This window comes from Neptunomonas sp., from assembly GCF_041601355.1.
In the GTDB taxonomy this organism is placed as follows: Bacteria; Pseudomonadota; Gammaproteobacteria; order Pseudomonadales; family Balneatricaceae; genus Neptunomonas.
The window spans coordinates 1-10,443 of record NZ_JBFIIH010000132.1 but is presented as its reverse complement, the minus strand read 5'-3'; the positions used below and the strand labels follow the sequence as shown (position 1 = coordinate 10,443).

9 protein-coding genes and 1 CRISPR repeat array are annotated in these 10,443 nt (G+C 45.0%); all 9 genes read left to right on the top strand.

Going from position 1 to position 10,443, the window contains the following annotated elements; genetic code table 11:
• Nucleotides 1-199: 199 nt before the first annotated feature.
• The 9 genes from cas3 (at nucleotide 200) to cas2e (ending at nucleotide 9,539) form a co-directional block, all read left to right on the top strand.
• On the top strand, nucleotides 200-2,935 hold the full coding sequence (cas3, locus tag ABY436_RS16635) for a CRISPR-associated helicase Cas3' (protein ID WP_372740051.1): 2,736 nt from the start codon (nucleotides 200-202) through the stop codon (nucleotides 2,933-2,935).
• 306 nt (nucleotides 2,936-3,241) lie between these two features.
• Nucleotides 3,242-3,523 carry a CRISPR-associated protein Cas2 gene (locus ABY436_RS16630; protein ID WP_372740050.1) on the top strand — a complete coding sequence of 94 codons (282 nt, stop codon included), beginning with the start codon at nucleotides 3,242-3,244 and terminating at the stop codon, nucleotides 3,521-3,523.
• 55 nt (nucleotides 3,524-3,578) lie between these two features.
• Nucleotides 3,579-5,174, top strand: coding sequence for a type I-E CRISPR-associated protein Cse1/CasA (gene casA, locus ABY436_RS16625; RefSeq protein ID WP_372740049.1), 1,596 nt, complete (start codon nucleotides 3,579-3,581; stop codon nucleotides 5,172-5,174).
• Entirely contained in the window at nucleotides 5,174-5,749 is a 576-nt protein-coding gene (casB, locus tag ABY436_RS16620; protein ID WP_372740048.1) for a type I-E CRISPR-associated protein Cse2/CasB, read from the top strand. Before casA ends, casB begins: the two co-directional genes overlap by 1 nt.
• Nucleotides 5,750-5,788: 39 nt before the next feature.
• Nucleotides 5,789-6,823: a type I-E CRISPR-associated protein Cas7/Cse4/CasC gene (gene cas7e, locus ABY436_RS16615; protein WP_372740047.1), complete on the top strand. Its 1,035-nt coding sequence runs from the start codon at nucleotides 5,789-5,791 to the stop codon at nucleotides 6,821-6,823.
• An 11-nt stretch (nucleotides 6,824-6,834) separates the two neighbouring features.
• Entirely contained in the window at nucleotides 6,835-7,566 is a 732-nt protein-coding gene (gene cas5e / locus ABY436_RS16610; RefSeq protein WP_372740046.1) for a type I-E CRISPR-associated protein Cas5/CasD, read from the top strand.
• 1 nt (nucleotide 7,567) lies between these two features.
• Complete coding sequence (cas6e, locus tag ABY436_RS16605) at nucleotides 7,568-8,242, top strand: type I-E CRISPR-associated protein Cas6/Cse3/CasE (RefSeq protein WP_372740045.1); 675 nt, start codon at nucleotides 7,568-7,570, stop codon at nucleotides 8,240-8,242.
• A 77-nt stretch (nucleotides 8,243-8,319) separates the two neighbouring features.
• On the top strand, nucleotides 8,320-9,240 hold the full coding sequence (gene cas1e / locus ABY436_RS16600; protein WP_372740044.1) for a type I-E CRISPR-associated endonuclease Cas1e: 921 nt from the start codon (nucleotides 8,320-8,322) through the stop codon (nucleotides 9,238-9,240).
• A gap of 2 nt (nucleotides 9,241-9,242) precedes the next feature.
• Nucleotides 9,243-9,539: a type I-E CRISPR-associated endoribonuclease Cas2e gene (cas2e, locus tag ABY436_RS16595; protein ID WP_372740043.1), complete on the top strand. Its 297-nt coding sequence runs from the start codon at nucleotides 9,243-9,245 to the stop codon at nucleotides 9,537-9,539.
• A 78-nt stretch (nucleotides 9,540-9,617) separates the two neighbouring features.
• Nucleotides 9,618-10,439: direct repeats of the CRISPR family, unit length 29 nt; unit sequence GCGTTCCCCGTAAGCACGGGGATGAACCG.
• Nucleotides 10,440-10,443: the final 4 nt, after the last annotated feature.

The window sequence follows — 10,443 nt, the reverse complement described above, 5'->3', positions numbered from 1 at the left end:
TTATCATCAACCCGGAATGTCTGAAAAAGATCGCGCCGTACCTGCCTTAAAATTTGACGTGTGTTTATCCACAGGATTGCGACAAAGCAGCAAAACGCATCCAATACAGGGGTCAGGACGACAAAGGGAAGACGGCACAGGTTTAAGGATACCAAGGACAATGGACAGCCAGAGATGGCTTCAGTGATAAGGATCAAAGATGACAGCAAGTTACTTTAAGTATTGGGGCAAAGCGAAAAGAGACTCTGATCAGGATGGAGCGGATTATCATCTGTTGCCTTATCACTGTTTGGATGTGGCGGCGGTCGGTGCTTTGCTGTTAAGCCCAAAAAAGCAGATTACAAAAGACCTTGCCGAGTTTTTAGAGTTGCAGCCTAGTCAGGTGCAGCAGTTGTTTTCATTTTGTCTCTCTTTGCATGATTTAGGGAAGTTTGCTTCAGCTTTTCAGAAATTATATAGCGCTCCGAGTGGTGATTTATTAATCCCTGATTGCCGTAAAGAGTATGACGGCCGTGATTACCGGCATGATCGAATGGGTTTGTTCTTTTGGCAAAAGCTGGTTGTTGATCCGTTGCCTGAATTATTAGGTTTATCTGAATATCAAAAGCGAGACCAAGAGCAGTGTTTTGATTCGTTGATGGTTTTAATGAATTGTGTGCTGGGTCATCATGGACAGCCTATTAACACTACTAGCCCTCGTTCAATTAAGCATTTTACAGAGCCTCATAATAATGAGGCTGTTGGGGGGTTTGTTAAAGATACTTTTGATTTATTTCTACCAAGCATTCCATTTGAAAAACTGCGATCTACAGAATGGCGTCGTCGTTTAGAGCAAATTAGCTGGCAATTGGCGGGTGTGGCTGTATTAGCAGATTGGATTGGATCAGATAACTCCCACTTCAAATACCACGCAGAGCTAATGCCTTTGCAGAACTATTGGTTACATGCTCAAAAAACCGCAAAAGAAGCTTTAGCCTCTACAGATTTGGATAAAGTACCACTTGTTCGTCCGTTTCAATCTATTCAAGCGCATTATGGGTTTGTACCAACGCCTTTGCAGCGCTGGGCAGAAACCGTTGAAATTGATGCAACCCCGCAACTTTTTATACTGGAAGATGTGACGGGTGCCGGTAAAACAGAAGCTGCACTTGCACTCACGCATCGCTTAATGGCAGCAGGTGCTGCGGATGGTTTTTACTTTGGTTTGCCCACAATGGCAACCTCAAATGCAATGTTTAGTCGTGTCGCCTCTCATTATCAGCAGATGCTCGATGGACTGGAAAAGCAACCGAGCATCGTGTTAGCGCACGGTGCTAGAGAAATGAATAATCTATTTCGGGAAGCAGTACTTTCATCAAAGGCGGTAGATAAAAGTTATTCATCTGATGATGCGACCGCAACGGTACAGTGTAACCAGTGGTTAGCAGACTCGCGTAAAAAAGCACTGCTTGCACCGGTGGGTGTTGGCACGATTGATCAAGCGTTGTTAGCAGTTCTGCCGCGCCGTCATCAATCGCTTCGCTTAATAGGGCTTAACCGGAAGGTTTTAGTCTTCGATGAGGTGCACGCAGCAGATGAGTATATGTTTGAGTTGCTGGAAAGCTTGCTTGCGCTGCATCTGCATCAAGGCGGTAGCGTTATTTTGCTCACTGCTACTCTTTCGCATAAACAACGCGAAAAGCTTACATCTATTTGGCTTCAATCGGCGGGATTGCCGTTAGTCAAGTTAAAAGAGTGTCATTTCCCATTAGCAACTAAGGTATCAATATCAGCAATTCCGGCAGTGCAAGAAACTCCTTTAGAGAGCCGTGAAGATGTTAGTCGCACAGTGGTTGTTGATTTTTTAAATGGCATGGATGCCTGCATTGACTTGATCGTACGGGCTGTTTCATTAGGACAGTGTGTCGTCTGGATACGTAATACGGTGAATGATGCAATTGATGCATACCAGCGTGTTCTAGCTGTACTTGAACAACCAGAAAATTGCCTGTTATTCCATAGCCGTTTTGTTTTGCAGGACAGAAAAAACACAGAAGATCGAGTTCTTAAATACTTTGGTAAGCAAAGTAATGGCAATGATCGCAATGGAAAGGTGCTTATTGCTACGCAGGTATTTCAAGAAAGTTTGGATGCTGATGCGGATGAGATGATTTCTGATATATGCCCCATCGATGATCTTATTCAGCGTGCGGGTCGATTACATCGTCATACGCGTGATGCAAATGGAATCTATCAGCGAGATATTAGAGACTCACGTGCATCGCCAATACTCTATGTCCATGCTCCTGTATGGGATGAGAACCCAGCCACAGACTGGTTAAGCAAAGATTTTGTGACCACCCAATACATATACCGGTCACCTGGGCGCTTATGGCTTGGGATGCGAGAGCTCAAAGCGCTTGGTGGAATTCAAATGCCAGGCCAGGCAAGGCAGTTGATTGAATCGGTTTATAGCGATAAAGCTTATGACCAAGTACCTGAAACGCTCAAGCATCAAGAAAATGAATTGATCGGTGAAGAAAGAAGCAAAGCGGCTAAGGCTAAGTCTCAGCTGCTGCGTTGGCAGGAGTATGGATATTGCGACCGTAGCAGTGATCATTGGTATGAAGATTATTCTGACATCAGTACCCGATATAGCGACATAGCAACAGTAGAAGTTTTGTTGCTTCGAGTAACAACTGAAGGGCAGCTGAAACCGTGGGTTGATGATCCTGAGTTTGCCATCAAGTTAAGTACGGTGAAGTTATCCAAGAATAAATATGCCGACAAGTTAGCTCCGATTCCGTCCTGTTTTGAGTCGGAGCTAGCAGAGCTTGAGCGGCGCTATAAGTCTATAAGTTATTTGAAGTGTTGGATTCCAGAGCTTGATAGTTGTTTTGAATATCAGGAATTGTCGGGTTTTTCTGAAAAGTCCCCGCTAAAGCGGGGAACATGAGTCAATATGAAAAGAAGAGTCTCTTCTCATTGGTTCATCTCTAATGGGTTAGAGAACCTTGCTAGTGTAACTGTTGATGATGAAATTTGTAATTATTTAACAAATTGAAGAATCTCTTCTCATCTTTTTTTTGTTGACATGGTATCAAGTGCTGAATATTATTTGAGCTATCGAAGGTGGGCGCGAATAGAGGCAGCGGGCCACCTCCACTCGCGCACCGGTAGCACAGTGATCTTAAGTGGTTTCGATGCTGTAGGCAAATATCTTGTCGCAGGCTCTTGTGTCTCGCTAAAACAGGTAAGAACAATGTCGAATAACTTAATTGTTTCGTATGATTTAAATATTGCAGGTCAAAAGTACGACGCTGTTATTGAGTGTATTAAGACGCTTGGCAGTTGGGCAAAAGTCCAGCGGTCTGTTTGGTATTTAAGTACCAATTATTCCGAGCAGGCTGCGGCAGATATGATTTATAAAGTAATGGATTCAAATGATTCGCTATTAGTGGTGAATGCTTCGCGAAATGAGGCTTCGTGGTATGGCGTTTCTGATGATGTAGCGGTATTTATTAAAGATCAATGGACTAAATAGAAGGAAATGTTAAAGGGGATCTTTTGGGTTCCCTTTAGTTATTGAAGGAGGTGTTATGAACTTAGTCAAAGATCCATGGTTACCTTTCCGTTTGCGAGATGGTTCCGAGCAAGTGTTACCGATGAGCGCTATTTGCCGCACGGATGTAGTAGATTTTGCTTTACATCGGGCTGACTTTCAGGGGGCCGCCTATCAGTTTGCCATTGGTTTATTGCAAACTGTCTTCGCACCTGCTGATAAGTATGAATGGCATAATCGTTATGAATTATTGCCTGATAAGGAGGTCTTGAAAAAAGCGTTTGATCAGGTTGCTCATGCGTATAAGGTAACGGGTGATGGACCGTTATTTATGCAGGATTATCAATTATTAGAAAATCAACAGCCAACAACAGTATCAGGTTTGTTAATCGAAGCGCCGGGTGCCAATGGCATAAAGCTTAATACAGATCATTTTGTTAAGCGCGGTATTGGCGAAGTTATGTCATTAGAAATGGCCGTACTTGCATTGTTTACGTTGCAAATTAATGCGCCTTCTGGCGGTGCAGGACATCGAGTGGGGCTAAGGGGAGGAGGTCCATTAACGACATTAGTATTACCGCAAAGCGCAGATGCTAATCTTTGGCAAAAACTTTGGATGAATGTGGTAAGCAAAGATTTTTGGCGCTATCCAGAGCCTAATTTTAATGATGGCTCCGTCTTTCCATGGTTAACACCAACAAAAACCAGTGAAAAAAAAGGCAGTGAAATATATGTCGACAGTGTTCATCCTTTGCACATGTATTGGGCAATGCCGCGTCGTATAAGGTTGGAAGTTGAAAGTAATGAAGCAGAGTGCCAAATCTCCGGTAAATTAGCAGATCAAACGGTTTATGAATATCGCACCCAGAATTACGGTGGAAATTACTCTGGTAAGTGGGAGCATCCGCTTACATCCTACAAGTGGAACCCGAAGAAGCCTGATGAAGAGCCGCTTTCTGCAAAAGGACAGCCAGGAGGAATTACCTATAAAGTGTGGGATGCTTTGACGTTCAGTAGTGACGTTGAAGGGCAAAAATGTGCCTTGGTTGTTCAGTATTATTCACATATTTGCAGCCTCTTTCCTGAAATGCATAGTGAGGTGCCTCGTCTATGGGTCTTTGGTTATGACATGGACAATATGAAAGCACGTTGTTGGTATTCGGCGATGATGCCGTTGTTTTCAGTAGAGCCAGAACAGGAAGAAGATACGTTAAATGCAGTGAAGACTCTGCAGAAATTAGCATCAGATGCATTGTGGCATTGCCGTACACAAATTAAGGCCGCTTGGTTTGAGTCGCCAGGTGATGTTAAAGGTGACATGTCCTTTATTGATCTGGCTTTTTGGCAGCGAAGCGAGCCAGCATTTTATTTGGCTGTATCTCAGTTGGTGACTAACTCTGTAAAGGAAAGCCCATTCTTAGCGCCTGCTCAGGCAGGCGATTGGTTACATTCATTGCAAGGAACGGTGACAGATCTGTTTGATGAGTACGCGCTTTCTGAACTAGGTACAGAACGTTCTATGGCTAAACGAATTAAGGCGCGGCACGCCTTAACTGGTTGGCTGTACGGTGGTAAGGATATAAAAGTATTCATAAAAGAGCAGAAAATAGATCAATTGAAGGAGGCGGGTTAATGGATGATCAGGCAAAGCAAGTTGTGTTGCGTTGGTGGCAAAGCATGATGTTGTCACCCGAGCAATTAAAAGGCAAAGGGATACAGGCCGCGCCTTCTGGATATAAAGCGCAGTTAAGGCGCACTAACTCTATTGATGAGGCTATGTTAACGGAAGCGTTCCGCAGCTTATGGTTGGCGCTAGATGATAATGTTACACAGCTGGGGCAGTCACCGATACGCCAGTCCAAAGCGATTGAATGTTGGGCAGCTGTGGCGGCTGTGCTTGTGCATGTGAAAAATAATAGTGAGCACAAGCTAGCAGTGGCGGCGGGTAGAAAGGGCGATGGGGATAAATCGGTAGTGAGTGAACTTCGTTTTTCTCAATTACAAAATGCTAAAACTCCGGCAGATTTTCTGCGGCGGCTACGCAGAATTGTACAGCAACTCAAAGGTGAAGTGGCAGTCGTAAATCTGGCTGACAACATTCTGCAATGGTTTGCAGAGCATGAACAAATGCGCCCACGAAAAGCCGATAAGCGTATTAGCGTGCAATGGGCAATGGACTATTACCGTGCCGCTGCCGGCAAAGCCTAAAGCAAACCATTTTCTTTAAAAATCAAAAAGGGACTTGAAATGAGCCAATTTATACAGTTACACCTATTAACATCTTATGCACCTTCTAATTTAAATCGCGATGATCTAGGCCGTCCAAAAACTGCCAAAATGGGTGGTTTTGATCGATTACGTGTGAGTTCGCAAAGTTTGAAACGTAACTGGCGTATATCTGAAATGTTTGAAGAGGCAATGTCAGGGCATATTGGTATACGTACAAAGCGTTTCGGAACAACTTTGTTTAATGAGTTGGTCAAGCTCGGTGTTACGGAAAAAAGTGCAAAAAGTTGGTCAGCATCTATCGCGGGTGTCTTTGGTAAAAGTAAAAAAGATTCATTGGATATTGAGCAATTAGCACATATTAGTCCAACAGAGCAGGAAGCAGCGTTAGCTCTTGTTAAAGTATTAGCCGATGAGGACCGAGCGCCTACAGAATCCGAGTTAAAGTTGCTGACGTTAGATAAAACAGCGGTCGATATTGCTATGTTTGGCCGGATGTTGGCATCAAGTCCTGCGTTTAATGTTGAAGCTGCTTGCCAAGTAGCGCATGCACTTAGTGTACATAGTGTTGTTGTTGAAGATGATTATTTCACGGCTGTTGACGATTTGAACGATGGTAAAGAAGATGCAGGGTCAGCCCATATTGGAGAATCTGGTTTCGCTGCTGCTTTGTTTTACAGTTATATATGTATTAACAAATCTTTATTGATTGAAAATCTAGGTGGCGATGAAGGGCTAGCGAACAAGACTATACAGGCTTTGACTGAAGCGGCAGTAAAAGTTTCTCCAAAAGGGAAACAAAACAGCTTTGCATCCCGTGCCTATGCCAGCTTTGTATTGGCTGAAAAGGGTGAGCAGCAGCCGCGATCGTTATCCGTTGCGTTTTTAAAGCCAATTATGGATGAAGATCAGGCAGGTGCAGCTATTAAAGCATTGAAACAACAGTCTGTGAATTTTGACAAAGTTTATGGCGCTTGTGCTGATACACGTTATGCCATAGATGCTATTGCTGGAGAAGGTAGCTTTGCTGATTTACTCGCCTTCGTTGCTAATTAAAGGAGGCAGTTATGAAAGAGTATTTAGTCTTTCGCCTCTATGGACCAATGGCTAGTTGGGGGCAAGCTGCTGTAGGGGGTGATCGAGCGACAGGTTTGCAGCCTACTCGTTCTGCAATTTTAGGGTTATTAGGCGCTGCTTTAGGTATTCAGCGTGATGATGCGGTTCGCTTATCTGCCCTGCAAAACAGTGTGCTAATTGCGGTTAAACAAACGACCCCTACATCGCTGTTGCGTGATTATCACACCACCCAAGTGCCATCGCATAGTAAGAAGGTGGTACACCATACCCGCAAAAGCGAACTTGAAGAGGACAAGCTTAATACCATATTGTCGAGTAGAGATTATCGATGCGATGGGTATTGGATTATTGCAGTGTGTTTATCTGACTCGTCAACTATCACGCTGAGCGAGTTGGCATCTGCACTTCAAAAACCAGTTTTCACGCTTTCTTTAGGGCGCAAGTCTTGCCCACTAGCGGCACCGTTAGCACCTCGTATTATTGCAGTTAACAGCCTTAAAGATGCACTTGATATTGAGTTCCCAAGTTTGACTCGATCCATCAAAGACGATGCCTTGTGGTTAGGTACTACGTCAACAGTGAGCTATTTTTGGGAGGGCGCTACCGATGAGTTTGACAGTGCTGCCACCCTGGCCACTCACCCATGGGATGAACCCATTTGTCGAGAGCGGTGGCAGTTTAAGCAACGGATTATGTACCAACTGACATTGCAGGAGTCATAAAATGTACTTATCAAAAGTGACCCTTCAGCGTACAACTCAAACGGCTAAGCTGTTTTTGGAATTGGGAGCCAAAGGTTCTTATGCATCCCATCAGTTGCTTTGGCAGTTGTTTTTAGGCGAAACCGAGCGTGGTTTTCTATTTAGGGAAGAAATGACTCCACAAGGCCTCCCTGAGTTTTATGTGCTGTCATTAAATCCACCGCAGGGCGAATTAGCGTTGTTTAATATCCAAACGAAAGTGTTTAATCCTCAGCTGAGCGATGGGCAACGGTTGTCGTTTAAGTTGCGGGTTAATCCAACGATCTGTGTTACAGATAGTGAAGGACGCAGTAAACGCCATGATGTCGTCATGCATGCAAAGCATAAATCAAAGCAGGCAGGTGAACATGACCAAACTAAGTTAAAGGTCATAATGGATAATGCAGCACATCAATGGATATCTAACGAAAAGCGATTAGCTGAGTGGGGTGTCAGCTTGGATTTTTTACCCGAAATTGAGCGTTATACTCAGCACCAAGGCGTTAAGAAAGCTGTGAATAAAATTTCGTTCTCTAGCGTTGATTTCCAAGGAACCCTTACCGTAAAAAATCCTGTGGTTTTTGTTGAAAGATTAAAGAAAGGGTTTGGAAGGTCTAAGGCGTTGGGCTGCGGCCTAATGCTAATAAGACCAATTTAAACTCTAAATCAGTCTTTACTAGCGAAACGTCGCTCGGGGCTTTACCAGCATCTAATCCTAATCAACAGGACAAGGATATGTCTTTCATACCGCTAAAACCTATTCCAATCAAAGATCGTAACTCAATGATATTTGTGGGTATGGGCCGTATAGATGTTAAAGATGGTGCTTTTGTCGTTATTGATGAAGTCAACGGCGAACGCATGCATATCCCTGTCGGCTCGATAGCTTGTTTGATGCTTGAGCCCGGTACGCGCATTAGTCACGCCGCAGTGAAATTAGCAGCAACCACCGGAACATTAATCATCTGGGTCGGTGATGCGGGTGTGCGTTTGTATTCTGCAGGCCAGCCTGGAGGCGCAAGATCCGATCGACTGCTTTATCAAGCCCAACTTGCATTAGATGAGTCGCTTAGATTGAAAGTGGTTCGTAAAATGTTTGAAGTGCGTTTTGGTGAGCCTGCCCCCGAACGTCGTAGTATCGATCAGTTGCGAGGTATTGAAGGTGCAAGGGTTCGAAAAACCTATCAGCTCTTAGCCAAACAATACAACGTTCAATGGAATGGACGCCGTTACGATCCCAAAGACTGGGAAAAAGGTGACAAGGTTAATCAATGTCTGAGTGCCGCGACTGCATGCCTTTATGGTATTACAGAAGCCGCCGTATTGGCTGCTGGATATGCGCCCGCTATCGGTTTTGTGCACTCGGGAAAGCCGCTTTCCTTCGTATATGATATTGCTGATCTAGTGAAATTTGAGACGGTTGTACCCCTTGCCTTTCGTATTGCATCAAAGAATCCCTATCAACCTGACAAAGAAGTACGGATTGCCTGTCGAGAGGTATTTCGTACCAGTAAAATACTCAGGCGATTAATACCGCTAATCGAAGAAGTACTCGCGGCTGGAGAAATTCAGATACCAAAACCTCCCGAAGATACGCAGCCGCCAGCTATACCTGAACCCGAGTCTATGGGTGACCAAGGCCACAGGAGCAAGTAACAATGAGTATGTTAGTGGTTGTCACTGAAGCAGTACCTCCCCGACTTAGGGGGCGGCTGGCTGTTTGGTTATTAGAAGTCAGAGCAGGTGTATATGTGGGTGATGTCTCGCGCCGGGTAAGAGATATGATTTGGGAGCAGGTGGGCTTTCTCGCAGAGGAAGGTAATGTTGTTATGGCATGGGCGACTAATACAGAATCTGGATTTGATTTCGTTACACATGGTGATAACCGACGAATGCCTATTGATTTTGATGGTTTACGGCTGGTTAGGTTTTTACCAGAAACTGACCCAAAATAATTGTGAATCGCTCTTTAAAAAGTTGGTAGAAATACCAAGGGGCTATTTCTCCTTGTAAAACAACTCTGTATATTTAGAGCGTTCCCCGTAAGCACGGGGATGAACCGTGGTTGTTCTCCGGTGTGCGCTCGCTAGTTGTGCGTTCCCCGTAAGCACGGGGATGAACCGGTTTCAAAATTTATGACGTATACAGCATACCCGCGTTCCCCGTAAGCACGGGGATGAACCGAGTACGCCCTTCCTGAGAGTACTTTTAAAATTGCGTTCCCCGTAAGCACGGGGATGAACCGAATTAATGTCATTTCTCATTTAGAGTGAAATAGCGTTCCCCGTAAGCACGGGGATGAACCGCTTACTTAACGCCGTGGTTGATAAAGGTAGGCGCGTTCCCCGTAAGCACGGGGATGAACCGCCTTTTTGCAGGCCGGCCATCACATTGCTGCCGCGTTCCCCGTAAGCACGGGGATGAACCGGGTAGAGCTTACCAGTCCCAGCGCTAACATTAGCGTTCCCCGTAAGCACGGGGATGAACCGACTGCTTCTTTCTTAGACGTAGCGGCTGTGTTGCGTTCCCCGTAAGCACGGGGATGAACCGCACGTGTGTGCTGTGATCACACTGATATCATTGCGTTCCCCGTAAGCACGGGGATGAACCGGAAAATGATTGTGTGGCATCTTGCTGTATTCGGCGTTCCCCGTAAGCACGGGGATGAACCGATTCTGGGTCTTACCACCCGATGACTACTAAAGCGTTCCCCGTAAGCACGGGGATGAACCGCATGGCGTCTTTCTTAATGCCATCCATCAGCAGCGTTCCCCGTAAGCACGGGGATGAACCGTTTTAGAACAAATGCAGGGTATTCAGTTTGATGCGTTCCCCGTAAGCACGGGGATGAACCGTCAC

Coding starts and splice junctions, on each gene's coding strand:
- cas2e (WP_372740043.1), top strand. CDS start 9,243: ATGAGTATGTTAGTGGTTGTCACTGAAGCAGTACCTCCCCGACTTAGG.
- casB (WP_372740048.1), top strand. CDS start 5,174: ATGGATGATCAGGCAAAGCAAGTTGTGTTGCGTTGGTGGCAAAGCATG.
- cas7e (WP_372740047.1), top strand. CDS start 5,789: ATGAGCCAATTTATACAGTTACACCTATTAACATCTTATGCACCTTCT.
- casA (WP_372740049.1), top strand. CDS start 3,579: ATGAACTTAGTCAAAGATCCATGGTTACCTTTCCGTTTGCGAGATGGT.
- cas5e (WP_372740046.1), top strand. CDS start 6,835: ATGAAAGAGTATTTAGTCTTTCGCCTCTATGGACCAATGGCTAGTTGG.
- cas3 (WP_372740051.1), top strand. CDS start 200: ATGACAGCAAGTTACTTTAAGTATTGGGGCAAAGCGAAAAGAGACTCT.
- ABY436_RS16630 (WP_372740050.1), top strand. CDS start 3,242: ATGTCGAATAACTTAATTGTTTCGTATGATTTAAATATTGCAGGTCAA.
- cas6e (WP_372740045.1), top strand. CDS start 7,568: ATGTACTTATCAAAAGTGACCCTTCAGCGTACAACTCAAACGGCTAAG.
- cas1e (WP_372740044.1), top strand. CDS start 8,320: ATGTCTTTCATACCGCTAAAACCTATTCCAATCAAAGATCGTAACTCA.